This window comes from Pedobacter cryotolerans (genome assembly GCF_005116475.1).
In the GTDB taxonomy this organism is placed as follows: domain Bacteria; phylum Bacteroidota; class Bacteroidia; order Sphingobacteriales; family Sphingobacteriaceae; genus Pedobacter; species Pedobacter cryotolerans.
In genome coordinates, this window is the sequence record NZ_SWBO01000003.1 from 182,457 (window position 1) to 208,669 (window position 26,213).

The 26,213-nt window shown below is 38.2% G+C and carries 25 protein-coding genes; 13 read left to right on the forward strand and 12 right to left on the reverse strand.

Features of this window, described 5'->3' with window-relative positions:
* Positions 1-2: 2 nt before the first annotated feature.
* The 10 genes from FA045_RS06335 to FA045_RS06380 all read right to left on the reverse strand — a co-directional run bounded on the left by FA045_RS06335 (position 3) and on the right by FA045_RS06380 (position 10,654).
* Complete coding sequence (locus tag FA045_RS06335) at positions 3-4,370, reverse strand: CusA/CzcA family heavy metal efflux RND transporter (RefSeq protein ID WP_136875635.1); 4,368 nt, start codon at positions 4,368-4,370, stop codon at positions 3-5.
* Positions 4,371-4,439: 69 nt separating this feature from the next.
* Entirely contained in the window at positions 4,440-4,757 is a 318-nt protein-coding gene (locus FA045_RS06340) for a DUF6660 family protein (protein ID WP_317130568.1), read from the reverse strand.
* A gap of 204 nt (positions 4,758-4,961) precedes the next feature.
* Positions 4,962-5,684 carry a nucleotidyl transferase AbiEii/AbiGii toxin family protein gene (locus FA045_RS06345; RefSeq protein WP_136875639.1) on the reverse strand — a complete coding sequence of 241 codons (723 nt, stop codon included), beginning with the start codon at positions 5,682-5,684 and terminating at the stop codon, positions 4,962-4,964.
* A complete protein-coding gene (locus FA045_RS06350; RefSeq protein WP_136875641.1) occupies positions 5,639-5,956 on the reverse strand; it encodes a DUF6922 domain-containing protein in 318 nt (105 codons plus the stop codon). The genes FA045_RS06345 and FA045_RS06350 overlap by 46 nt, the downstream gene beginning before the upstream one ends.
* A 160-nt stretch (positions 5,957-6,116) precedes the next feature.
* A complete protein-coding gene (locus FA045_RS06355; protein WP_136875643.1) occupies positions 6,117-6,665 on the reverse strand; it encodes a hypothetical protein in 549 nt (182 codons plus the stop codon).
* A gap of 12 nt (positions 6,666-6,677) precedes the next feature.
* A complete protein-coding gene (locus FA045_RS06360) occupies positions 6,678-7,607 on the reverse strand; it encodes a relaxase/mobilization nuclease domain-containing protein (protein WP_136875645.1) in 930 nt (309 codons plus the stop codon).
* A complete protein-coding gene (locus FA045_RS06365) occupies positions 7,597-7,962 on the reverse strand; it encodes a plasmid mobilization protein (RefSeq protein WP_136875647.1) in 366 nt (121 codons plus the stop codon). Before FA045_RS06365 ends, FA045_RS06360 begins: the two co-directional genes overlap by 11 nt.
* Before the next feature lie 203 nt (positions 7,963-8,165).
* The gene (locus FA045_RS06370; RefSeq protein ID WP_136875649.1) at positions 8,166-8,510 is read right to left on the reverse strand and encodes a helix-turn-helix transcriptional regulator; all 345 of its coding nucleotides are present in this window, start codon (positions 8,508-8,510) and stop codon (positions 8,166-8,168) included.
* Positions 8,511-8,643: 133 nt separating this feature from the next.
* Positions 8,644-9,576, reverse strand: a complete 933-nt coding sequence (locus tag FA045_RS06375) for a hypothetical protein (protein WP_136875651.1) — start codon at positions 9,574-9,576, stop codon at positions 8,644-8,646.
* Positions 9,557-10,654, reverse strand: a complete 1,098-nt coding sequence (locus FA045_RS06380; RefSeq protein WP_136875653.1) for a site-specific integrase — start codon at positions 10,652-10,654, stop codon at positions 9,557-9,559. Before FA045_RS06380 ends, FA045_RS06375 begins: the two co-directional genes overlap by 20 nt.
* A gap of 204 nt (positions 10,655-10,858) precedes the next feature.
* Between FA045_RS06380 and hemW the strand changes: the two genes are divergently transcribed.
* The 13 genes from hemW (at position 10,859) to FA045_RS06445 (ending at position 23,698) form a co-directional block, all read left to right on the forward strand.
* A complete protein-coding gene (gene hemW / locus FA045_RS06385) occupies positions 10,859-12,001 on the forward strand; it encodes a radical SAM family heme chaperone HemW (protein WP_136875655.1) in 1,143 nt (380 codons plus the stop codon).
* Entirely contained in the window at positions 12,001-12,786 is a 786-nt protein-coding gene (locus tag FA045_RS06390) for an SDR family oxidoreductase (RefSeq protein WP_136875656.1), read from the forward strand. Before hemW ends, FA045_RS06390 begins: the two co-directional genes overlap by 1 nt.
* A gap of 109 nt (positions 12,787-12,895) precedes the next feature.
* Positions 12,896-13,447 carry a fasciclin domain-containing protein gene (locus FA045_RS06395; RefSeq protein WP_136875657.1) on the forward strand — a complete coding sequence of 184 codons (552 nt, stop codon included), beginning with the start codon at positions 12,896-12,898 and terminating at the stop codon, positions 13,445-13,447.
* Between the two features lie 186 nt (positions 13,448-13,633).
* Positions 13,634-14,515 carry a cupin-like domain-containing protein gene (locus tag FA045_RS06400; RefSeq protein ID WP_136875658.1) on the forward strand — a complete coding sequence of 294 codons (882 nt, stop codon included), beginning with the start codon at positions 13,634-13,636 and terminating at the stop codon, positions 14,513-14,515.
* 237 nt (positions 14,516-14,752) lie between these two features.
* Complete coding sequence (locus FA045_RS06405) at positions 14,753-15,367, forward strand: sugar O-acetyltransferase (RefSeq protein WP_225871292.1); 615 nt, start codon at positions 14,753-14,755, stop codon at positions 15,365-15,367.
* Positions 15,368-15,649: 282 nt separating this feature from the next.
* Positions 15,650-16,918, forward strand: coding sequence for a DUF5690 family protein (locus FA045_RS06410; RefSeq protein WP_136875659.1), 1,269 nt, complete (start codon positions 15,650-15,652; stop codon positions 16,916-16,918).
* 1 nt (position 16,919) lies between these two features.
* On the forward strand, positions 16,920-17,786 hold the full coding sequence (locus FA045_RS06415) for a carbohydrate kinase family protein (RefSeq protein WP_136875661.1): 867 nt from the start codon (positions 16,920-16,922) through the stop codon (positions 17,784-17,786).
* Positions 17,787-17,884: 98 nt separating this feature from the next.
* Positions 17,885-18,181, forward strand: a complete 297-nt coding sequence (locus FA045_RS06420) for a nucleotidyltransferase family protein (RefSeq protein ID WP_136875663.1) — start codon at positions 17,885-17,887, stop codon at positions 18,179-18,181.
* The gene (locus tag FA045_RS06425; protein WP_136875665.1) at positions 18,174-18,518 is read left to right on the forward strand and encodes a HepT-like ribonuclease domain-containing protein; all 345 of its coding nucleotides are present in this window, start codon (positions 18,174-18,176) and stop codon (positions 18,516-18,518) included. The genes FA045_RS06420 and FA045_RS06425 overlap by 8 nt, the downstream gene beginning before the upstream one ends.
* A 148-nt stretch (positions 18,519-18,666) precedes the next feature.
* Positions 18,667-19,758, forward strand: a complete 1,092-nt coding sequence (locus FA045_RS06430) for a vWA domain-containing protein (protein ID WP_136875667.1) — start codon at positions 18,667-18,669, stop codon at positions 19,756-19,758.
* Between the two features lie 90 nt (positions 19,759-19,848).
* Complete coding sequence (locus FA045_RS06435; RefSeq protein WP_136875669.1) at positions 19,849-21,333, forward strand: P-loop NTPase family protein; 1,485 nt, start codon at positions 19,849-19,851, stop codon at positions 21,331-21,333.
* A gap of 132 nt (positions 21,334-21,465) precedes the next feature.
* On the forward strand, positions 21,466-22,725 hold the full coding sequence (locus tag FA045_RS06440) for a metallophosphoesterase (protein WP_136875671.1): 1,260 nt from the start codon (positions 21,466-21,468) through the stop codon (positions 22,723-22,725).
* Positions 22,726-22,816: 91 nt separating this feature from the next.
* Positions 22,817-23,698 (forward strand): UbiA prenyltransferase family protein, encoded by an 882-nt coding sequence (locus FA045_RS06445; protein WP_136875673.1) that lies wholly within the window; start codon positions 22,817-22,819, stop codon positions 23,696-23,698.
* A 71-nt stretch (positions 23,699-23,769) separates the two neighbouring features.
* On the opposite strand, the gene FA045_RS06450 is transcribed toward FA045_RS06445, so the two are convergent.
* Complete coding sequence (locus tag FA045_RS06450; protein ID WP_136875675.1) at positions 23,770-24,459, reverse strand: response regulator transcription factor; 690 nt, start codon at positions 24,457-24,459, stop codon at positions 23,770-23,772.
* A gap of 80 nt (positions 24,460-24,539) precedes the next feature.
* Entirely contained in the window at positions 24,540-26,210 is a 1,671-nt protein-coding gene (locus FA045_RS06455; RefSeq protein WP_136875677.1) for a sensor histidine kinase, read from the reverse strand.
* Positions 26,211-26,213: the final 3 nt, after the last annotated feature.

The following is a 26,213-nucleotide window of genomic DNA, read 5'->3' on the forward strand; positions in this document are numbered from 1 at the left end:
AATTAGTTTCCTTTTAGATACTGTAACTGAATAACTGATTGGTTAAGTTGGCTTAGTGCCTCGATGTAGGCAAGTTTGGTCTGAACGGCACCAGATATATGTTGTATATATTCCATATATCCTATTTCTCCCAGGTTGAAGGATACCTGCGCAATCCTCGATTGCTCGTCGGCCAACTTAAGGCCTGAGCTTCTGTAATAATCGACCAGTTTTCTGAAAGTGTTATAATGTTCCAGTTCCTGATTATAGGCCAAGCTGATCTGTGACTGTGTATTTTCAAGATTGGACTTGGCAATCTCGATACCGATTTTCTCGGCATTTACCCTCGAACGGCCTGCACCATTAAAAATCGGGACAGCGACACCAAACTGGATTCCCGCTATGCGGGTGCCTGGCGAATATGTCCGTGTTATATTTGCAGGGTTAAAACCAGAAATAAGCAATTGCTGATTATAGCCCAAGGTGAATTCGGGCAATGATTTCGATCTTTCTACGGCAAGCCTTGCATTTGCTACTTCAATGTTCTGCAGATCGACCCTTGCCTGAGGGTTTGTTGATGGATCGATTGCAATCGTAACTGGTAGGGAAGCGATAAGATTGTCTTCTCCCACTGTCAAAGTTCCAACCATATTCAACAGCTGCCTAAGGGTATATTCGCTATTTTTTAGTTCTGCTTCAGCACTGGTTTTTAGTGCCTGAACTTCCTGGAACTTAGTTGTTGCGCTGAGCAGTTCAAGTTTTGATGTTTCCCCCGCTTTTAGCCTAATTTCTGCCTTCTTTACAAAGTTGTTATAGATACTGTCCTGATACTTGAGCACACGCACCGTTTCCCTGTTCAAAAGATAACTGTACCACGCATTTTTAACGTTTCTGGTTATTTCTGATTCTAAAGACCGATTGGCCCGTTCTGCCAAGATAGTCTGCTGGTTCAACAGCTTGCGGTTGTTCTTATAAAGGCCGGGCCATGCAAGATTCTGGCTTATCCCCAGGGAATTGTCCATGTTGCCACCGCTTGTAGGGTCTTGTGTTAACAATAGCTCCGTCTTTGGGATATCGATGGCAGATTTTTGGAGCGACCGTGACTGTTCTATCGTTAGCCGTGAAGTCTTTAATTGTATATTTTGTTTCAATGCCATTGAAATCGCACTGTCCAAGGTCAAAGGCTCATTCTTCTGGGCTTTTGAGGTAGTTGTAAAGAAGGCCGAAAGCCCAACGATAAGCAATATTGCCACCGGTTTTGGAATGGAAATCTTCAAGCCGTCTTTCTTATGAAATAATAGGTATAAACAAGGAAGTACAAATAAAGTTAGCAGGGTTGCCGTGATCAGTCCGCCAATAACAACGGTTGCCAGTGGCTTCTGAACCTCGGCGCCAGCGCTTGAAGATAATGCCATTGGAAGAAAACCCAGTGAGGCAACAGCGGCAGTCATCAGTACAGGACGTAATCTTGTTTTTGTTCCTTCCAGTACACGCTGGTAAATATCCGTTACTCCTTCATCTCTTAACTGATTGAAGTAGCCGATAAGAACTATCCCATTGAGAACCGCAACACCGAACAGCGCGATAAACCCTACTCCAGCTGATATACTGAATGGCATTCCACGTAGCAACAATGCGGCTATGCCGCCAATGGATGCCAGGGGAACCGCGGTAAAGATAAGCAGGCTGTCTTTTACAGACCTGAAAGTTACGTACAGTAATAACAGGATAAGAATTAGGGCAGCAGGTACGGCGATGGATAACCTGGTCTTTGCGGCCTGTAGGTTCTGGAACTGGCCACCGTAGGTGATGTAATATCCACTGGGCAATTTCAGTTCGTTGTCCAGTTTTTTCTGTATGTCTTGCACCGTGCTTTCTACATCTCTTCCCTTCACGTTGAATCCGACGTAGATTCTTCTGTTCCCGTCTTCCCGTGAAATTTGTGCCGGTGCATCCTTAAAGTCGATTGATGCTACTTGGTTTAAGGGCACCTTATTGCCAGAGGGAAGGGGTATCAATAGGTTTTCGACACCTGAAATATTTTCACGGAGCTCCCTGTTCAATCTAATCACCACATCAAAACGTTTTTCACCTTCAAAAACTACACCAGCTACACTGCCCGCAAATGCGGTCTTTAGTATCATATTTACATCACCGATGTTAAGCCCATATTGGGCCATCTTGTCGCGGTTATAGGCAACCTGTATCTGCGGAAGACCATCTACCTTTTCTATGAAAGGCTCATTAACACCTTCAACCGGGGATATGATCTTGGCAATTTTATTTGCCTGTGCTGCCAGTACCTCAAGGTCATTGCCATAGATTTTAATGGCCACATCTTGCCTTATTCCAGTCATTAGTTCATTGAAACGCATCTGCATGGGCTGGGTGATCTCGACATTCAGTCCTGGGATTATGGATAGTTCTTCTTCCATTTTCTCCATCATTTCCTCCCTTGAGCTGGCAGATGTCCACTGCTCTTTAGGTTTCATCGAAAGCATCATATCGCCCCTTTCCATTGGCATCGGGTCGGTTGGGATTTCCGAGCTGCCGATACGGGTAACCGCCTGTTTGACTTCTGGGAATTTGTTCTTTAGCAGTTTCTCGGCTTTTCCGAATGCGCTTACCACCTCGGTAAGTGATGTTCCCTGTGCCATTGAAATCTCAACGGTCAGATCGCCCTCTTCCAATGTTGGGATAAATTCACCACCCATGTTCGAGAATGCCCATAAAGAGATTGCAAACAACACAACTACCACCGCAACCACAGATTTTTTGACCTTTAAAAGCCTGATCAATGCTCTTTGATATGCCCTTTGCAGATATTCGATCAACTTGTCCGAGAAGTTGTGTTTGTGCGTGGTGTTTTTGGACAGGAATAGTGCGCTCGCCATAGGGACATAGGTAAGCGATAATATGAATGCCCCAATTATTGCGAACACTACCGTCTGCGCCATGGGCTTGAACATTTTTCCTTCAATTCCAACTAAGGCTAACAAAGGAAGATATACGATGAGGATAATGATCTCGCCAAAGGCCGCACTTTTCCTGATCTTTGATGATGCTTCAAAAACGGCCTCATCCATCTGCCTGCGATCAAGTCTTTTTACACCTGGAAAAAGGTTGTTTTCCGTTAGCCGGAAAATAATCGCCTCGACGATAATTACAGCACCGTCCACAATGAGCCCAAAATCTATTGCGCCCAAGCTCATCAGGTTTCCCGAGACATTGAATAACTTCATCATGGAAAAGGCAAAAAGCATCGCAAGGGGAATAACCGATGCCACTACAAGTCCTGCGCGCCAGTTTCCCAATAATAGAACGAGTACCAACACCACAATAAGCGCACCTTCCAACAGGTTCTGCTTAACCGTTCCGATTGCACGGCCTACAAGCTCGGTTCGGTCGATAAACGGTTCGATCACTACTCCTTCTGGCAATGATTTTTGTACTTGGGTCATTCGTTCCTTTACGTTTTCGATAACCTCGCTGAAGTTTTCGCCCTTAAGCATTAAGGTTACACCTGCCACGACTTCGCCCTCGCCATTGCGGGTAACTGCTCCGTACCTTGTTGCGCTTCCAAACTGTACCGTAGCAACGTCCCGGATCAGAATTGGCGTACCTCCAACATTTTTGACAACGATTTTTCGGATGTCTTCAAGGTTTTGGACCTGCCCAAGCCCTCTGATGAAATAGGCATTTTTTTGCTGTTCGATATACGAGCCGCCCGTGTTCTCATTGTTCTTTTCAAGGGATTCGTAGATTTCTGGAATGGTGATCCCCAGGGAATTAAGCTTATCGTTGTCGAGTGCGATTTCATATTGCTTTACAAATCCGCCCCAGCCGCTAACCTCTGCCACACCAACTGTTCCGGCAAGCTGTGTCCTTACCAGCCAATCCTGCAAAGTCCTGAGGTCAGTAGCAGAGTATTTATCTTCATAGCCTTTTTTTGTGTGGATCACATACTGGTATATTTCCCCAAGGCCTGTGGTAATCGGGGCGAGCATTGGCTCTCCCAATCCCGATGGGATAGAATTTTCGGCTTCCTTGAGCTGCGCATTTACCTGCGATCTTGCCCAATAGATGTCTATATCATCTTTAAAGACGATTGTAATTACTGATATGCCAGAACGGGATATGGAACGTTTTTCTATGATCCCTGAAATGTTTGCCATTGAAAGTTCAATGGGAGCTGTAATGAACTGCTCAACTTCCTGGGCACCAAGGCTGGGTGCTTGGGTAATAATTTGAACCTGGTTATTTGTAATATCGGGCTGGGCGTCTATCGGCAAATGATAGGCAGAATAAATACCTAGCAGAACCAATGCGAGTGTTGCCAACCCAATGGTTATTTTGTTCTTGATGGAGAACGAGATTATTTTTTCAAACATGGAAATTTTATTAATACGTAGAGATAACCTAACAGAAAATCTGGAAGGTAACAATTGGAATATTACGTATTAAGCAATTTGGGGAGGCTGATAGATCTCGATAAATTGTTCTGCAATTGCTGGCATTTTGTATTCAACAAAAGTTACAGCGGCTTCCTTAACAACAAAGTTAAGTTCTTGGGATGGGATAAAATGCCTTGAAGCTGAACAGCAGGCGCATGTGCAAAATGGCGTACACGTCTCCTGACTGAAATTTTTATCACCACCACTATCTTTATAAACAATAGAAGTATTTACCGAGTCAGAAGCAAAATCGTCCATGTCACGGCAAGGAGCCATGATAAGTAGGGTCATGTACAAACTGAATATGATAGCCAGATACTTCATTCAATACAAAGATATGAAATATATTTTTTAAATATTTATATTCCTTTTTGACGCTCGGCTTTCCTTTTTTAACATTCTGATAAGACCCACAGGCAGTTGGGCACAGCGTTAAGGCAGGTGTTATAGTTACCCGATTTTCCATATTTACCATAACAGACAAGGGAAGAATTGTATTTGTCGTTGCTCTAAACCGAGAAACAGGCCTTACATTCCGAGGCCTCTGTTGTTATCTTCACCTTTGGACCGTTGAATCCACTCAGATGCATCTTGCTGTTTGTGGATAGATTTTGCTTCCATCGGATCAAAAACCCGTTGTGGGTACATGGTCATCTGTCCCAGTCTCTTTTCAATGGACTTCCAATTGTATGAACTGCCCATCATCTGGATCGGATCATGGAAATCGATATCCTTGTGATAGTCCAATGCTTTTATCAGCATGGCAGGATTACGGTTTCCATACTTTTCACAAAAGGCATCTACCATCGTAGAAAGGCTCATTGAGGAGGAAAGGTAAGCTACATCGATAAAATCCTTCAACCTAGTGCCATTTCCCGAAATGGAATTCAGTTTCATTGCCGCGATATCTTCCGGCGAGGCCATCCGAACGCCCTCTTCTAACATTAGTTCTCGGACTAGGGGATAATTGTGGGTAATCAGGTCGACCTGCACACCATCTATGCTCCCTTTGAGCGTATTTCTGGATTGGAAATTCAGTTGGAACGGGTACTTGGTTTCGATCTCCATCAACAGCTGCTCGGCGTCAAAGGATTTTTGCGAAAAAAGGTCGATGTCGATACTAATCCTATGGCCGATCTGTAAAGCCAGCGCAGTTCCCCCGACCAAAAAGAAATCCTCTAGCAAAGGATCCTTCATTAAGGTTTTTAGGAGTTCCAGTGTTGCTTCACTGACTGTTTCTTTTCGTAGCATTTCATTTCATTTAAGGGAAGGCCAAATTGATGGCTGACAAAATACATGTCCTTGTCGTTGAGATAGGCAATTTTTTTGATTGCTTCCCTAACGCCATCTACTCCATAGAAGTTTAGGATAAAATACCAATCGTCCGGCCAGCCGCGTTCGACCACCCGTTGTACCACGGTAGATTTCATTGCAGATAGATCGACCTTTTCAAGGTCGTACTCCCACAACAGCTTCATATCGAGCTTGGCATCTGGAAATTGTTTATAGTTATCGAAATACATAAATCGCTATGATCAAAAATACGCATTTTTATCGAAAAATACAACAAAAACTAGGCCGAAGCACTTAGGGCGGCATTACTGAGGCCAACGACCGGACTCCTTCAAGTATTTATTCCCGGGCACATTGCGGCATGCAAAACGTAGTTCTTGCCAAACTCTTCTAGGGTTTAACCCTACCGGATTTCTTGACTTTCTTTTTTTCTGCAATAGACTCTCTCAGCAGCGAATCCGCTCTTACCATTACCGCATCATGGTGCTGGAGATAGACCTCTTCCACCTGATTGGAAAGCTTGGGGTAGAATGCCCGTACGACCTTGAATTTTTCGGCATCTTGGTGCAATTGATGGTTCCTGATGCCTAGGGCGGTTGCTACGCCTACGGTGGCAGTGACGACCATAAAAACAGACATCACCCACCATAACCTGGACCTTGATCTTAGGTCCAAATGGTGGTGGTGTCTAACTTCGGATTTTTGCCTGCTAGTGTCAAGCTTCTTTCCAACCTCAGCAATGGAACTGGCTAGTTCTGGCCACCTAGCCTTTTGCTCGGCCCTTTCCAATAGCCCGATAATAGACTGCATTTCATTCCGATAATCTTTCGGTTCGTTCTCCGCAAGGCTTCCCACAACGATCTCTACATTCCGAAACCTTCCAATCAGTACCTCTAAGACCTGTTCGAGGGAATCGAGTTTTTCTTCAATTTTGTCCATATGTTGTTATGTTTACCTTCCCAGTCCATAATCTTGGGAGTGTTCATGTTTTTTCTTTTTCTTATGTTGTGCTAGGCTATCCGATTGGTCTTCATTGTAATTTTTTTCAAGCAGAATGTCCAGCACGTTTTTGGCATCAGCTGTGCTTTGGAGTGCTGCACCATTTTGCCTGCTGTATTGCGCAGACATTTCCGGTTTCCTATCGATATTTTGGCCAAGGTTCTTCTCGAGCTGTCTGGCGATCGAACAGTAGCTCATTGACCGATCTATTTGGGAGCCTTTGAACGAAGCGTTTCCATATTTGAAGGAAACCCCTTGGACAATATCCGAGCCGGACTTATATTTATATTCGACAGCAATTCCTGATTTTTTTAGTCTTTTCTCCAACTCGGGGAAACTATTCGAGAGTGGTATGTTTTTCTTCAGCACATCATGGATCAGATACTTCACCTTATCACCGCCTTTCAGCCTTTGGCGGTTTACCTCCGCCTTTCCCTGGGCCATGTGCATATTATACTTTAGGGTCATCATTTTGCAAACCTCGGTGTTCCTCCATTTAAGAAACTGATCGGAAATCGTCCTACCATCGTTGTCTACCCTGTTGTAAATGACATGTAGGTGAGGGTGTTTTGCATCATGGTGCCTGACAAACAATACCTGGGTATTTTTGATCTTCATCCTTTCAAGGTATTCTCTTGCCATTTCCAGCATACGCTGTGAATTCAGCATGTCTTTATCATTTATGCTCCAGTTCAGGGTAATGTGCCCAACTGCCTGACCGAGCCCTGGCCTTAGCCTACGTTGAAGGTTGAAATCTGCCGTTGCCAACTTAGCATCCTCGGACCTTACTCCATCGCCAAATACCAGTTCTGCATCCTGCTTTTCCACCACGTACCTCACGCAGCCACCAAAACTCTTTCCACTTGTTATCTTACCGATCATCTTTTCCTAAATTTTTAATGGTGATCGTGATCAGCTCGATCAGCTCCCTGCATTTTCGCTGAACCACGATCAGGCCCTGGGAATGCGCAAGCTTTGCAAGCTGATTGAGATTGTTGGCCATTCCCGACAGCATCCTCAAGTTTTTCATTTCCTCAGGAGAAATAGAAGGAGCAACCTTTGCCCTAATTGCAGCCCTTCTTATCCACTCGCTGATGTTCATTCTCGCTTTCGATGCTTTATCCTCTATCCTGAAATGCTCACCGGCGGTAAGCCTCACCCTGACATTCTTTTCTCTTTTGACCTTCTTAAGGGGCCTTCCCCCCTTAGCTCTTTTATCGACATCTTCCTTTTGCATATGTTTTCACTTAGTAAGTGGCCCCTTTTTGCGACCATCGGGAGCGAAAAGCAAGTTTTAGTCCAGCGAAGCGGACGGGTTTTTGTGAAACAAAAACACAAACTTGCTCCCTACCAGTTGCAAAAAAGCAGGCGCACCATCAAATCACGTTGTCAACATTCTATGATCTTCAATTTCCAAATCTCATCCTTCCAGAAACCAAGTTATCTTCTCCTTAATTTCCGTTTGAACTCGAACTCTAACGCTTTATCAGCGGCCTCGGATTCGGTGAGACGTTTGTGGGAGAGTAGCCATTGCAGGATGGTCTTCTTTGAAAACCTTACTCCACCGTTCGGCAGGGAAAGGTAGGGCAGTTGTCCGGCAGATTTTAGCTGATATAGGGTTTGGCGGGAATAGCCGGTGATCCGCTCGGCGACTTCATAACCTCCGATTTCGTCCTCCTCCGCAAGCTGCCTATTAGGAACTATCGGAGACTGGTGTTGCTGTAGAATTTCCACAAGATCTGAAACTTTCAGATCGATTAACCGTGTGTCCTGATTTATCTTCATTTGTTCTTCAATTAAGTAAGGACACAAAAAAATAGATAAATATAGCTCAATACGAACGTTTGATGGCTATCGTATAACCTTCTGTTAATCGGCCAAAGGTCAGCTTTCTTAACTTGTGAATATAGGCTGGAAGCTATTTTGACTTGTACACCTCTACGTATTCGGAGGGTGTACTTTTATAACGCTGGCCCTCAAGGAAGACAAGCGTTTTCAGGTCATCAAGGTTAAAGACATCCCTTAAAAGTTCGCGGTATCTGTGCCGCAGGATTTCTTGGGAAAGTACGCCTTGATCCTCGATGCAGTATTTTAAAAATCCCGCAAGGGATTTGCTAAGGGCATTGGCGTGGATAACGCACTTGACCTCCAGCTTCTGCTGATCATTCTTGCTTAAAAGTTCACCATTTCTACTCTTGGCATTCACCTGCTTTATAAATTCCGAAAAGGCCGCTATCTTTTCATCAATACTTTTGCCCTGCAACCAAAAATCATAAAAGGTCTTGTTCAAAGAAGTTTCAACGGGAACGGTCTCTTCCCTGAAAAGCCTTTTTCTCCAATCCTTTTTCAAGAAAAGATGGAAGGTTTCATCAATGTTCCGCTTTACAATGGGAGGATACACTTTAGGAATCAGGAAATAGCCGCTGGCTGCTGCAATGATCGCACCCAATATGCTGATGGTAGACTTCAATAGATCACCTGCGCCTATCCCACCCAATAGAAAGAATATTGCAACGAAAATAAAGCCAAAGGCAACCAGTAGCATGAGCAGATAATGGAAGATACAGGCCTGGATATAAAACCACCTCAATTTAACAGCTTCCACTTCGGTCAATCCGTCGAAAGTAGAGCGGATCTGCACCATACGATCTTCTATGGGCAGGCCTAAATATTTTCCACCAAATTCATTCAGCCAATTTGTCAAGCTCACCGATAGCAGAACTTGGATGGGGATCACCCAGACCCCTATTGCAACCAGGCCGATCACAATCGGCAACCTTGCTGCCTGAAACTGCAGGAATACGCCACAGCATACCATAACAAAGACCAGTTCAAATAGTACTCTTTTCATCTAACAAGCTTGGAAATTTCAACATCTCAGATTTTCTTTTCTCATCTACGATCTTAGCGTAGATCTGGGTCATCTCAATCTTCGAGTGCCCGAGCAGCTTCTGCATCGTGTAAACATCTATACCAAAAGTTAAGCCAATTGTCGCGAATGTATGTCGGGCGGCGTGGAAATGTAAACTTTTTTTGATGCCCGCCTCAAGCCCCCAGAACTTAAGGTAGACGTTTACTACCTGACTTGACGGCAGCCCCCAAAAGACCTTATTGTTCTTGGGGTGAATGGTAATATTCTCGATTACCGACTGTGCATCGGCAAGCAACGGCACCCTAACAATTTTTTGCGTAGTTTTTGCAGGCCGAAATACCAGATGGTCTTCCTGAATCTCTTCATAGGTTAACTTCTTCACGTCAGAAAAACGCAGGCCAGTAAAACATGAAAAAAGAAAGGCCTGCCTGATTTGGCTGTTTCCTTTTTTGGGAACGCAACTTGCTAGCGCACGCACCTCTTCAATGGTGAGCGTGGTGATTTCTGTTTCAGCAAGCCCTACGATCTTGAAAGAGGGAAAGGGTGAAACCTGCACGATCCCCTTGACCACAAGCTTATTAAAATATTGGCGAAATGTGGTCATATAGGAACTGGCCGTGTTCTGGCTCACCACGCTTAACAGATAGTCTTGGAAAAGGGTCAAAAACTCTTCGTCTACGTCTTGGAAATATATCTTTTCTCCATCGGTATATTTTTCGAGCTGGATGGTCACACATTCCAGGCGATAGTAGTGCTTTTTGGCAAGGCAAGTCCTGAAATAATCAATAAGGTTATAATTAATCTTCGCAGTCTGCTGATAACCGTTTTCAGAAAAGCTCATCTTATCTTCCCGATTGTTGCGGATAGCCTTGATCACTTTCATCTTGTCCTTGTCTACTTCCGCAATCCTTGTGCTCGGATCGGAATAGTCTTTGGAAACATAAATCTTGAGAAACTCATAATTGCGCTTACCTTTGTCCTGTCCGGCGTTTGAATACACATCTAGGTAAGCACTGTATTTATCGCCCTTAAGTTTCTTATATCTCACTTTGATCATAGTGCACAGATTTAGGAAAAACAAATCTTGTTACTTTTGTTACTCAAAAAACACAGCGAGTAACACATCAGTAACAAAAGTAACATAAATTGAGAAAAAATGCAAGAGATAAAAAAAGAAATAACTTCCATTAAATGCTGAATATGAACAGAATAGCCTTAAATTTCTATATGGGTTTTTACACACTTAACCATAGTTCATAGCATGGCAGGCATTTACATCCATATCCCCTTCTGCAAAAAAGCATGTACTTATTGCGATTTTCACTTTACAACTTCATTTAAATATGCCGATGAAATGGTTGATGCCATTTGCAAAGAGATTAAACTAAAACAGCATAGAATTACCGACCAAGTGAGTAGCATTTATTTTGGGGGTGGCACCCCTTCTGTGCTTTCATCAGCTTCGCTCGAAAAAATATTTAATACCCTAGTCGACTGTTTTTCTATCTCAGCCGATGCTGAAATTACCATAGAAACAAACCCAGACGACCTTGATGCTAAAAAAATAGCCGAGCTTAGGAAACTACCAATAAATAGATTTAGCATTGGTATACAATCTTTTTTTGAACAAGATTTGGTATGGATGAACCGTGCTCACAACGCTCAAGAAGCACAAACATGTATTAAAAGAAGTCAGGATGCTGGTTTTGAAAATCTAAGCATTGATTTAATTTATGGCTATCCTTTACTAACGGATGAAAAATGGTTTTCGAATATCCAAACAGCAATAGATTTACAAACGCCACATATTTCGGCCTATTCATTAACTGTAGAGGCAAAAACAGCTTTAGCAAATGCTATAGAAAAAGGCAAACAAACAGGACTGAGTGACGAGCAAAGTGCCTCTCAATTTTTAATATTGACTGATAAATTAACTACCGCAGGGTTTGAGCACTACGAAATTTCTAATTATGCCTTGCCAGGAAAATATGCCATACACAATACTAATTACTGGAAAGGTATAACTTATTTGGGCATTGGTCCTTCAGCTCATGGTTTTGATGGGCACAACCGATACATTAATGTTGCAAATAATGCCAAATATTTAAGCTTATTGGCAGATAATAAATTAGCAGAAACTGTTGAAGAGCTTAGCCAAACAGATCGTTTTAATGAGTACATCATGACTTCTTTACGTACAATGTGGGGATTAGATTTACAAAAAATCACATCAGATTTTGGCAAATTGTTTGAGTTAGAAACACGAAGGCAAATGAAGCCATTTATAGAAAGAGGGCAAATAACTTTAGACGGAAACATCATTAAATTAACTACTAATGGTAAATTATTTGCCGATGGTATAGCTGCTGAATTATTTGTAGACGATGATTTAAACCAAAAGTAATGAGAGATAAAATTATTTGGATTACTGGCGCCTCATCTGGCATTGGCGAAGCTCTAGTTTATGCTTATGATCAATTAGGTTCGAAGTTAATTATCTCTTCAAGAAAAAGCGAAGAACTGGATAGAGTAAAAGCCAATTGCAAGAACCAATCAAATATCCATATTCTAATTTTAGATTTAGAAAATCATCAATCTTTATCCAGCAAAGCTGAGGAAGCACAAAAAATTTATGGAAGAATAGACATCTTAATAAATAGTGGAGGCATTAGCCAACGGAGTTTAGCTTTGGAAACTGATTTAGCTACCGAGCAGCGTTTCATCAACATTAACTTTTGGGGAACTGTTATTTTAAGCAAAGCTGTTTTACCACAAATGTTAACGCAAAATAGTGGTAGCATAGTCGCTATAAGTAGTTTAGTTGGCAAATTCGGCACACATTATCGCTCATCATATGCTGCCTCCAAACACGCCCTGCATGGTTATTTCGATTCACTTCGCATAGAGCTCAATAATCCAAACATTCATATCATGCTGGCCTGCCCAGGTTTTATAAAAACGCAAGTTACCATTAACGCTTTAACAGCAAATGGCAAAGCCCAAGGCACTATGGATGATGCACAAGAAAACGGAATGCCAGCAGAAGTTTTTGCAAAGAAACTAATCAAAGCTATCAACAATAAAAAAGAAGAAGTTAACATTGGCGGCAAAGAAGTTTATGGTGTTTTAATCAAAAGATTTTTTCCTAAATTATTCTCGAAGATGATTAAAAAGGCCAAAGTGGTCTAACACATTATCTCATAATTTATTGGTAATTAATTTATTACAAATAAATTTCAATTCTCTAAATCCAGCCTTATTCAATCTGCGTATCTGCTTTCATAAAACTCAAAAAATTATGAAAAAAATATTATTCTCAGCAATTGCCGTAGTAGCTATGGCATTCTCAAGCAATGTTTACGCTCAAAAAAATCCGATGGTTGGTGGTGCAGCAATGTATGCCGATAAAGACATTGTAGATAATGCAGTAAACTCAAAAGATCACACCACTTTAGTTGCAGCAGTAAAAGCAGCTGGTTTAGTAGAAACTTTAAAATCTGCTGGTCCGTTTACAGTTTTTGCACCAACTAACGATGCTTTTGCAAAATTACCAGCTGGTACTGTAGAAACTTTAGTTAAACCAGAAAACAAAGCAACATTAACTACCATTTTAACTTACCATGTTGTTGCTGGTAAATTAGGTTCGAAAGAAGTAGCCGCAGCAATTAAAGCTGGTGGTGGCAAAGCAGAGTTAGCTACTGTACAAGGTGGTAAATTATGGATTTACATGGAAGGTAAAAACGTAATGATTAAAGATGAAAAAGGTGGAACAGCTAAAGTTACAATTGCAGACGTTTTTCAAAGCAATGGCGTAATTCATGTAATTGACACTGTATTAATGCCAAAGTAAGAGGTCAATCATCCAAATTGATTAATTTAAAAGAGCGTTCTGAATTTTCGGGACGCTTTTTTGCTTAACATCAAATTATCATAACCATAACATTTATGAGATAAATCATATTTTTTTCGAATTTTAATTTACACTTTTGTATAGGTGAACTATTTTTTCGCCCAAAAATTTACTTTATCGCACATTATGAGCTTTATTTTAAAACCTGTTGACACCGTAGAGACGATTAGTCCAGAAGATTTTAAGAAAAATTACCTTGACCCTAGAAAACCATTAATTATTAAAGGATTAACTAAAGATTGGCCAGCCAGAGAAAAATGGACAACCGATTATTTAAAACAAATTGGTGGTGATATTGAGGTTAATTTGGTAGATAATTCAAAAGCAGACCCTACAAAGCCAATCAATGCATCAATAGCAAGCATGAAATTTGGCGATTATTTAGATTTGATTAAAAGAGAACCCACCGAACTACGTATTTTCTTTTTTAACTTATTTAAGCATGTTCCGAGTTTAATTAACGACATTAAAATCCCTAAAGATTTAATGGGTGGTTTTATAGAAAGTATGCCAGCAATGTTTTTTGGCGGCTCAAATTCTGTTACCTTTTTACATTACGACATAGATTTACCACATCTTTTCCATACCCATTTTGGCGGCAGAAAACACATTGTTTTATTCGACAATAAATGGAAAGAACGTTTATACTGTTTACCAAATGCAACTTATGCTTTAGAAGATTACGATGTTGCAAATCCAGATTTCGAAAAATTTCCAGCATTAAAAGGCGTAGAAGGTTACGAAGTTTTCTTAGAACATGGTGATACTTTATTTATGCCTACCGGAATGTGGCATTGGATGAAATATGTTGATGGCTCATTTTCATTAAGCTTAAGAGCTTGGGATGCATCTCTTTCTAGAAAAGCAGCGAGTGTTTTTAACTTGGCAGTTAAAGGCGGCGTAGATAGTGTGATTAAAATGATTTTCAAAAAATCTTATTCAGATTGGCGTGAGAAAAAGGCAGTTCAAATTGCAGAGAAAGCTTTAAGAAAAGGGTTACCAAGGTAATATTAATCACAAAAGTCCCCATTAGGGGATTTAGGGGTTTAGAAAATGAAATACAGCGGGGCATCGGAAACGACAGCCCCGCTTTTTGTTACAAGGTTTACCAAGTCCCCTTCAGGGGATTTAGGCGTAAAACCTTTTCACGGCAATCGGGTTTAAATAACTTTGGTTTTTGCTACTATTTAAGTCAAATCCCCCTCAAAGTTCAATAATTTCAAATTCTTATTTAAATTAGCCAAAATGGAACCCATCATACTTACCGAAAAACAAAAAATGCTAGCTGGCAAAGCTTACCAAGCCGGCGATGCAGAATTAGCTAAAGAGCGGTTAAAAGCCAGAGAAATTGTTTATGAGTTTAATAGTTTAGCACCAAAATTTATTAAACAACGTAAAGAGTTATTAAAAAGACTATTTGGCAAAACTGAGCGAATGTTTTACGTTGAGCCGCCCTTTCGTTGCGATTACGGCTACAACATAGAAATTGGAGATAACTTTTACGCCAACTTTAATCTTGTAATTTTAGATTGCGCAAAAGTGAGCATCGGCAATAATGTTTTTATTGCACCAAATGTTGCCATTTACACAGCTGGGCACCCAATACATGCACACCTTCGCGATCAAGAGTACGAATGGGCACAAGAAATTACCATTGGCAATAGCGTTTGGATTGGTGGTAATGTAGTTATTAACCCAGGTGTAAAAATCGGTTCTAATGTAGTAATCGGTTCTGGAAGCGTAGTTACAAGAGATATTCCTGACAATGTTTTTGCAGCTGGCAATCCTTGTAGGGTAATCCGCCAATTAACAGATGCCGATAAAGATTACTACTACAAGGATTTTAAGCTAGGTGAATAGCTTTTAGACTTAAGACTTACGAAGTTTAATTTATTTCATTTATGAAGTTGATAACTTGTTGTTTATAACTTCGTAAGTCTGGTAATGAAAACAATGAGGGGAAATAATGCTTCAAAAGAACTACTGACTTTGTTATATAAACCTTCAGCCACGGCGGACAAGTATTGAAGCGAACACGGAAGGGTAACCCTCGAGGTTACCATGTAATAAAGCGGAAAGAAGGACTGCAAATCCCAAAACGAACTGACATTGTTTTTCTAAAAATTTAACCTATATTCAAAAATGGTTAATACAAACAAACAGCAGATTAAAACTGGACTTTATGCAGCAGTAGTTGTTTTTTTGGCATACACCATGATTTTCGGTTTCAGGAAATCTTTTACCGTAGCCACTTTTGATGGTTTAACCATTGCTGGTTACAGTTACAAAACGGTTTTGGTAATTAGTCAGATGTTGGGCTATTTATTGGCCAAATTTTACGGCATCAAATTCATTTCAGAATTAAAACGGACTGGAAGAGGGAAAATTATTATCATTTTAACCGCAATTGCGTGGTTAAGCTGGTTGTTTTTTGCTATCGTTCCGTTACCCTACAATATCGTTTTTTTGTTTATCAACGGTTTCCCTTTGGGTATGCTTTGGGGTGTAGTTTTTTCTTACGTAGAAGGCCGTAAAAGCACCGATTTTATTGGCGCAGCCTTGGCTGTTAGTTTCATTTTTGCTTCGGGCTTTGTAAAATCTGTTGGCGCTTGGCTAATGGTTACTTTTGGTATTACAGAGTTTTGGGTGCCATTTTACACAGGCTTAGTTTTTTCGTTGCCATTAATTTTATTTATCTATTTAATGGAGAAAATTCCGGCTCCAACTGCTGATGATATAAAATTTAGAGCAGAACGTGTGCCTATGACAAAAACAGACCGCCAAAAATTTATTAAAGATTTTTTAGGTGGATTAATTGCCTGCGTACTCATTTATTGCTTTGCAACCATTTTTAGAGATATCAGAGATAATTTTGGCGCAGAAATGTGGAAAGAGATGGGCTACATAAATCAGCCTGCAATTTTTGCAAAAACAGAAACGCCAATTACCATTATTGTATTGATATTAATTGGTAGCATGGTTTTAATTAAAAATAACTTTACAGCCTTAAAAACTGCCCACTATTTTATTTTTATTGGTTTTATTTTGGCAGGAGCTTCTACCCTTTTGTTTAAATCAAATTCATTAAGTCCAATATGGTGGATGACACTAGTTGGCTTAGGTCTATACATGGTTTACATTCCTTTTAATGCGGTATTTTTTGATCGCTTGATCTCTACTTTTAAATACGCTAGTAATGTGGGATTTTTAATTTACATCGCAGATTCTTTTGGTTACGTTGGCAGCATAGGTGTGTTATTAAGCAAAGAGATTTTTAAAATTCAGTTGAATTGGGTTACATTTTTTTCGAATAGTGTGATGATTTTGTCAGTTATTGGAGGATTTTTAACCATATTTTCATTAATTTATTTTAGCAAGAAATATAAATTGATGGTACTAAATCAAAAATAACATGCAAAAAACAGTAGTTTCAATTGGCGAAATTTTATGGGATGTTTTTCCTGAAGGAAAAAAAGCAGGGGGATCCTCTATGAATGTTGCCTTAAATTTGCACAAACAAGGAATAAATAGTCAATTTATTAGTGCCATTGGCGATGATGTAAACGGAAAAGAACTGATTGAGTTTTTGGCATCCAACAATTTTCCAACTAATTTAATTCAAGTTTCGGCATTGCCAACAAGTACGGTACAAGTTAAACTTGATGAACAACAACAAGCCACTTACACCATTGTTGAACCTGTTGCTTGGGATGCGATTGAAATTTCTGAAGAAGCAATTACTGCTGTAAAGAATGCCGATGCTTTTGTGTACTGCTCATTAACTTGCAGAAACGAAAAAAGCAAAAACACCATTCTAAATCTCATCAGCTATGCTAAACTTAAAGTATTTGATATAAATTTACGTGAACCATTTTATACCATAGCAACTTTAAAACAACTATTAGCCGCTGCCGATATTTTAAAAGTGAACGAGCATGAGTTGGCGTATTTAAAGAATGAATTAAATTTATCTGGCAATACCGATGAGCAGCTTTTGAAGCAACTAAGTTTGCTATTTAGTATTCAAATTATCTGTTTAACGGTTGGCGAAAAAGGCGCTTATGTTTTACATGATGATTTTTTCCATCATCATAAAGGTTACGTTATAAAAGTAGCGGATACTGTTGGTGCTGGCGATTCTTTCTTAGCCACATTTGTAGCTAGTTATTTAAAAGGTTATCCAATGGATACAATTTTAGATAGAGCTTGCAAAGTTGGTGCTTTCGTGGCTTCGCAAATTGGCGCTAACCCAGCTTACGGAGATGAGGTTTTTAATTAGAAATTTTTACACCTATTTTTCTTAACTTAGTATAAATTTCATCTTTTATATAAACCACGAAATCATATAATTTCTGCTTAAAATATTTTTATTTCTGAATGGCTACAAAAGATTACATATTACAAACCCTTAAGACTAAGAAAGCCGAATTCTCTAAACTTGGCGTTAAAGGAATTGGCCTTTTTGGTTCTTATGTTCGAAATGAGCAGAAGAAAGATAGTGATATTGATATTTTAATCGATTTTGAACCAAATCAAGAAAATTTCGACAATTACATGTCGATTTACGATATACTAGAAAAGCTATTTGCAAACCAACGTGTTGAAATTATTACCAAGAATGGATTAAGCCCATATATTGGACCTAAAATTTTAAACGAAGTGCAATATGTCTAAAGATGCCATAGAATATTTAAGGCATATTAGAGATGAAAGTTCCTACATTATCTCTGTAATCACAACTGATTTTACCAAAGAAAAGTTTATTGAGGATGAAACCCTAAAACGTGCAGTAGTTAGAAGTTTGGAAATTATTGGAGAGGCCACTAAAAAAATACCTGCCGACTTTAAAATAAAATGGAACTCAATTACTTGGAAAAACATGGCTGGCATGAGAGATAGACTCATTCATGATTATATGGGAGTAAATTATGCGATAGTCTGGGATGTGGTAAAAAACAAAATTCCAGAGCTACATCAGCAAATTATAAATGTAATTGAAAAGGAAAATTGAGCCATTCTTGTGGCAATTTATACTTTAAAATTTGCACCCTCAATTCCCTTTAGTCTTTCAGCTTTTACCTTTCAGCTTAAAAATGACACCCCGCTTAAAATACTGATGCGCCAAACTTTTATCTTCGATAATTCGTTTATACAGGCACATGAGAGGTTTCGAGTTTTCTAAATTTTTACCCAACGATTTACCCAAAGGTGGTTTCGATGAATTGCTAAAGCTTTTTACCGAATTGCTAAATTATACCGCTGGCGATGCTGGCGAAACTTTAGCTTGGATGAACGAACTGGACAAACAATATAAATTTACCAATAACGAATATGGGATGGGTGATTTTATTGACGACTTGAAGGAAAAAGGCTATCTGAAAGAAGAAAATGGTGAGCAAAAAATCACTGCAAAAACTGAGCAAACCATTCGTAAATCTGCTTTAGAAGAAATTTTCGGCAAACTTAAAAAAGTTGGAAAAGGAAACCACAACAGTAATATTTCTGGCATTGGCGAGGAAAAGAATGCTGATCGTAGAGAATATTCTTTTGGCGATAGTCTGGACCAGATTGACATGACTGCCTCTATTCAAAATGCGCAAATTAACCATGGGATTGGAGATTTCACCTTAACCGACCGGGATTTAGAAGTAGAAGAGAAAGACTACAAAACCTTAACTTCAACAGTGTTAATGATAGATATTTCTCATTCTATGATTTTATACGGTGAGGATAGAATTACACCAGCCAAAAAAACAGCAATGGCTTTAGCAGAGCTGATTAAAACCAAATACCCAAAAGACACTTTAGATATTGTGGTTTTTGGTAATGATGCTTGGCCAATAACCATAAAGGATTTGCCTTATTTACAAGTTGGCCCTTACCATACCAATACTTTAGCAGGTTTGGAGTTAGCAACGGATTTATTGCGAAGAAGAAAAACGCATAACAAGCAAATTTTTATGATTACCGATGGCAAGCCAACATGCTTAAAAGAAAACGGAAGGTACTATAAAAACAGCATGGGTTTAGATAGGAAAGTAATTGGTAAAACACTGAACATGGCCGCACAATGTAAACGCTTAAATATTCCCATTACTACCTTCATGATTGCTCAAGACCCTTATTTACAACAATTTGTTCGTCAATTTACACAAGTTAACGGAGGTAGGGCATTTTACAGTTCGCTAACTGGCTTAGGAGAATACATTTTTGAAGATTACATTAAAAATAGAAGAAAAACGATAAGATAAATAATAGAATGAAAGAATTATAGAATGAGAGAATTAGGCGACAGTGCAAATTCAATCATTCAAAACTCAATCCTTCAATAATTATATAAAATGCAAGCAAAAACATTAGGCGAATTAAAAGCCAGCAACTATACCTCATTAAGCGTTAAAGACGAATTAAGAAAAAATTTAATCGCTCAATTAAAAGCTAAAGAAGAAGGTTTTGAGGGAATTTTAGGTTATGAAGAAACCGTAATTCCAGAACTACAGACTGCGATTTTATCGCGTCACAACATCTTATTATTAGGTTTACGTGGACAAGCAAAAACAAGGATTGCTCGTTTATTGGTTAATCTTTTGGATGAATATATCCCATACATTGCAGGAAGTGAGATCTTTGACGACCCATTAAATCCAATCTCTTGGTTTGCCAAAAATGAAATTGCAACCAAAGGTGATGACACGCCTATTTTATGGCAACACCGCAGCGAGCGCTATACAGAGAAACTAGCTACACCAGATGTTACTGTTGCCGATTTAATTGGCGATGTTGACCCAATTAAAGCTGCTACTTTAAAACTAACCTACAATGATGAACGTGTAATCCACTTTGGCTTGATACCAAGAGCGCACCGTAGCATTTTTGTAATTAACGAATTACCCGATTTACAAGCTCGTATTCAAGTGGCTTTGTTTAACATGCTGCAAGAAAAAGATATCCAAATACGCGGGTTTAAATTGCGTTTGCCTTTAGATATTCAATTTGTTTTTACGGCCAACCCAGAAGATTATACCAATCGTGGTAGCATAGTAACGCCATTAAAAGACAGAATTGAAAGTCAGATTTTAACGCATTACCCAAAAACTATTGAAATCTCACGAAAAATTACTTTCCAAGAAGCTAAACTTACCGAAGAGCAACGTACGCTTATTGAAGCTGATGGTTTAGTAAAAGATTTAGTAGAGCAAATTGCTTTCGAAGCCCGTAAAAGTGAGTTTATCGATCAAAAATCTGGCGTTTCCGCACGTTTAACCATCTCTGCCTACGAAAATTTAATAAGTAACGCAGAGCGAAGAATGTTAATTAACAATGAGAAATCTACTTTTGTTCGTTTAGCAGATTTAAGTGGGATAATTCCGGCAGTAACTGGTAAAATAGAATTGGTTTATGAAGGCGAATTAGAAGGACCAGCCAAAGTTGCACATACTTTAATTGGCAAAGCGATTAAAAGTTTGTTCGCTCGCTATTTCCCTGATCCAGAGCGTGCGAAGAAAAGCAAGACTGCTAATCCTTATACCAAAATAACCGAATGGTTTACCGAAGGAAATACCATTGCCGTGGCAGACGACCAAAATTTAGCCAAATACACCAAAGAATTAAAAGCGGTGGATGGCTTGTATGATTTAGTAAAGAAATTTCACCCTAAATTAAGTGAGAACCAAACTTTGTTGTTAATGGAATTTGTATTACATGGCTTGGCAGAATATTCTCAGGTTAGTAAAAACTACATTAATGGTGGTTTCGGCTTTGCAGACATGTTTGATAGTTTGTTTAACGTAGATTTGGATGATGAGGACGATGAAGATTTTAGGTAAAAGGTTTAATATTGCTTTGACAACTTTCTTTTTATTTGGATAGAAAGTTGTCAAAGCTAAATTCTAAAATGAAGATTTTAGGTAAGTTGTAACTTTCTCAGACTTTTTAATCTAAAACAGTAAAACTTTATAATGTCTCAGTTCATTACGTTATCTATCATAACTTTAATTTTATTAGCCTTCGATTTTTATTGCTATAAGGCAATTCTATCTGTTTTTAAAAATTGGAAACCAAATACCAAAAAATGGTTTAAAATTGCTTATTGGGGTTACACTATTTTATTAATTATTGGAGTTTTTTGCTCCGTATATTTTAAAACGGTATTATTTCTATCGTTAAAATCTATCATTTTAGTAGCTTTCTTTTTAACCTTGGTTTGCAAATTTATGTTGCTTCCATTTTTGCTGGTTGATGATTTAAGAAGGGTTTTTATTAAACTAAGCAGACTTAAAAATAAAAAAACAACAGAACCAGTTAAAGAGGTTGTTGCTGGGGAACCAATTAGTCGTTCGGAGTTTTTAATTAAAGCTGGTTTGGTAGCAGCTGCCGTGCCTTTAACTTCTTTAAGTTGGGGCATTATTTCTGGCGCTTATGATTATCAAGTGAGAAAAGTAAAATTGGTGTTGCCCAACCTACCAAAAGCTTTTGATGGCATTACCATGGCGCAAATAACTGATGTACATTCTGGTAGTTTTTATAACAAGACGGCCGTAAAAGGTGGTGTTGAAATGTTGATGGCAGAGAAACCAGATTTCGTGTTTTTTACAGGCGATTTAGTAAACAACCTAACCAACGAAATGAGAGAATATCAAGATATTTTCTCGCAGGTAAAAGCACCATTAGGCGTTTATTCTACGCTAGGAAACCATGACTATGGCGATTATCATTTTGGAAGAGAAAGCACACCTGCAAAAGTTAAAAATTTACAAGACATGGTAACCACTCATAAAAACATGGGTTGGAACTTGTTAATGAACGAAAACAAACGTTTAAAAGTTGATGGAGAAGAAATTGGAGTTTTAGGAATAGAAAACTGGGGCATGGGCCGATTTCCGAAATACGGAAAAATGGAATTGGCTCACCAAAACACTGAAGACTTGCCAGTAAAACTTTTACTATCTCATGATCCATCGCATTGGCGTGGCGAAGTTTTAGAAAAATATAAAGATATTGATGCTATGTTTAGCGGCCACACCCACGGGATGCAGTTTGGTGTTAAATTAAAAGAATTTAAATGGAGCCCAGTTCAATACCTATATAAAGAATGGGCGGGATTGTATCAAGAACAAAACCAACAATTATATGTTAATGTTGGATATGGATTTTTAGGTTATCCTGGTAGAGTTGGTATGTTGCCAGAAATAACGATATTTACATTAAGCAAAGCTTAGATTAATTTTGAATGAAAGAAGGATGGAATGAAAGAATGCCATGCGATATTCAATCATTCAAAATCCTATCATTCTGTCACTTCAACTTAAAATGTTTAAAAAGGTATTTTTAGCTAGTTTAGATTTTCTACTTTTTAGCAATCTATTTGTTGCCTTATGTGCTGTGGCGCAAGGTTTAGTTACTTATCACTTACTCCAACTTCCGCCAGATAAATATGTTTTAATGCTTTTGTTCTGTTCAACCTTGTTGATTTACAACTTAAGCATGTTGCTTACTAAACCTAAAGAGCCAGAAAAATCACCCTTTAAAAGAGTAAGGTGGATTTTTGCTCATCACCGTTTAATCATCTCGATAACTTTAATTGCTGCATTATGCATCATCCCCTTAGGATTATGGCATTTGAGTATACAATCTCAACTGTTAATGGCTTTTATTGGCGCCATTGCTTTGGCATATAATTTCCCATTTTTAAAGTTAAATGATAAAAAAATAGGTTTAAGAAACCTGCCCGGCATTAAGCTTTTTTTAATTGCTTTTGTGTGGTCGGTAAGCTGTGTGCTTTTACCAATTGTACAACTAGAAAGCGAACTAGGGTTAACAACCATTACATTAGGTGCTACTTTACTTTTGGTTGCCAAACGCTTTTTATTCATCGCTGCAATCACTATTCCTTTTGATATTAGAGATTTGTTTCAGGACAAACTTTATGAGCTTAAAACTATTCCGGTGATGTTAGGCGAAAAAAAAGCTTGGATTTTTTGCCAAGCTCTTTTAGTGTTATGTTTTATACTTTTAATAATTTTTACCAAAGAGTTTAACCTCGATGTTGTGGGTTTGGCACTTACCTTAATACTTACAGGTTGGCTAATTTTTAAATCTAACCTTAAAAGAAATGAGTATTTCTATTTCCTTTTTTTAGATGGGATGATGATTTTGCAGTTTGTTATTTTAGCAATTTTAGAATTAATTTAGAAGGAGAGAATGATTGAATTATAGAATATTGCAATCTGGCAATTCAATCATTCAAAATTCAATCATTTCTACTACCCAGCATTAAAGCGATATCCAATACCTCTTACTGTCTGCAATAATTGCGGATTATCTGGATTTAGCTCGATTTTTTTACGCAAACGAACAATGTGCATATCTAAAGTTCGGGTATTTACATCAGAATTGTAACCCCAAACCACTAACATTAATTCATCACGATTGATAACTTTATTAGGATTACGCAAAAAGTATAACAAAATTCTATTTTCTAAAATGGTTAATTCTATTTTCTTCCCATCACGAAACAAAGTATGAATATTTGGATGATGCTCCATATTACCGAAACGATGAATTTCTGAACGATCGTTATTGAGCAAGAACTTCACTTTACTATCTAACATTGCTACCAAAACATCCATGTTAAAAGGTTTTGTAACGTAGTCTGATGCGCCAAAATTATACGCATCAATTTTATCTACATCCTGCGCTTTAGCAGTCATCATGATAATTAACCCTTCGTAACCTTTTTTACGAACTTCTTCGCAAACCTCAGCACCTTCTTTACCAGGCAACATCCAATCTAGCAAAACGATGTCTGGTTTCTCGTTCATAATGGTCTCTACCGCAGTAGCACCATCACTTTTTTCGAGCACCTCGTAGGCTTCTGCTTGTAAACGATGAACAACTAAAAAACGTAAATTCTCATCGTCTTCAACTATTAGTATTTTAATTCCTTTAGACATATCTATTTGTTTTAAGGTTGGAAAGTTGAAAAGTTGGAAAGTTGACCAGCAACATTACAACGTTAAAACATTACAACATTTCAATTATTATAAGGTAATACAATTTTAAATTCTGTTCCTCTATCTACCACACTTTTTACTGATATTTCGCCGTTCATAAAGTTAACAAGTTCCTTACAGAAAGCCAAACCTAGGCCAACACTTCCATTTTGGTTATATCTATTTTGTATGCGGTAAAACTTCTTAAAGATATTATTAATTTCTGATGATGGAATGCCTATTCCTCCGTCTTTAAATCTTAAAACTATCCTATCTTTAATTAATCTGGCTGTTATATGCAGTTTTTTATGATCAACAGGAGAATATTTATAGGCGTTTTCTGCCAAATTATCAAACAAGCTACCTAGCAACACCGGATCGGTAATAAATGTTTTAAACCCAGTAACCTCATAAGTAAAATTAAAATCTGGATGTTTTAAAGTATGTGCTTCTATGGTACTTTCTATAAAATCTTCCATATTAACTTCATCTTGATTTAAAGTAATTGCTTTATTTTCAATCTGCGTAAAAGCCAATAACTTATTCATTAATCCATTTAATTTATCTGCCTCTTCATCTAAAATCCGACCATACATTTGTTGTTCTTTTGACGATAGGCTTGCTGCGCTTTTGATGTTATTACCCGCTATCTTAATTACACTTACTGGTGTTTTAAATTCATGGGTTAAATTGGTTATAAAATCATATTGTAGCTTAAACATTTTATGGTTGATGTTTAAGTTTCTGTAAATTAAAAAACCTACCAGCATTAATAAACCATAAAAAAACAGCAGTAATGCCGCAATGGGTAAAAAATAGCTAAATATCTCGCTTTTAATAAAAGATTTTGAGGAAATGAAAAATAGTTTATAATCTGAAAAAGGACCACCAAGTGTAATCTCACCACTAACATACTCAGAAGATGTATCTATTGGATCATAAGTAACAGGTACAATTTTTACACTTTGGTAAAGTAAGGGTCTTGTATTATTGATTTTAATTTTATTCGGATCAAGCTCAAAAGAAAGCATATCCTGCTGATAAACAGGCTCATCTTCCAGTTTGTTCATCACCATCTTTTTGTAATTCTTTAAAATTTCGAAACTTGGGATATTAAAATAATCTATCCTATTAGACTGTATATTGGTGAAATTACTAAAAAGCTCTTCTTGACTAGGAACAATAGTGGTATCTAACTTTTGAACAAAGGTGATAAGTTTAAACGTAACGGTATTAAAATTTTCTAGAGTTGTATTGTTTTTAACTTGGCTTTGACCAATAATTTTTCTTTTTTCCCCACGCCCAACACTGCTAAATTGATAAACATTTTTCATGCCTACAGAAAAATTTCCTAGATTTATTCCATCATCAAAGTAGTTTTCATTTTTAACTTCGGTATCATAAAATACAACCTTGGTAATAAAAGGATATTGGATAAGTATGGTGTCAACAAATTTTGAGGCTGTAGTAGAATCTAAATAGCCGTTATAAAAAGAAATTTCTGGAAGCTTATTTAAGAAAAAATCATTGTATGGTTTAATACTTTCTTCTAAAACGTTGGCTTTGGCCGATACAAAATCATTTTCGATATTTTTTTTGCTAAACTTATATGCTAAAAACAGGGAAAGAATAAATATGGCAGAAACTAAGCCGATAAAGGTTACAATCAGCGAGAAATTTTTACGGTAACCACTATCTTTTTCTGATACCATTAT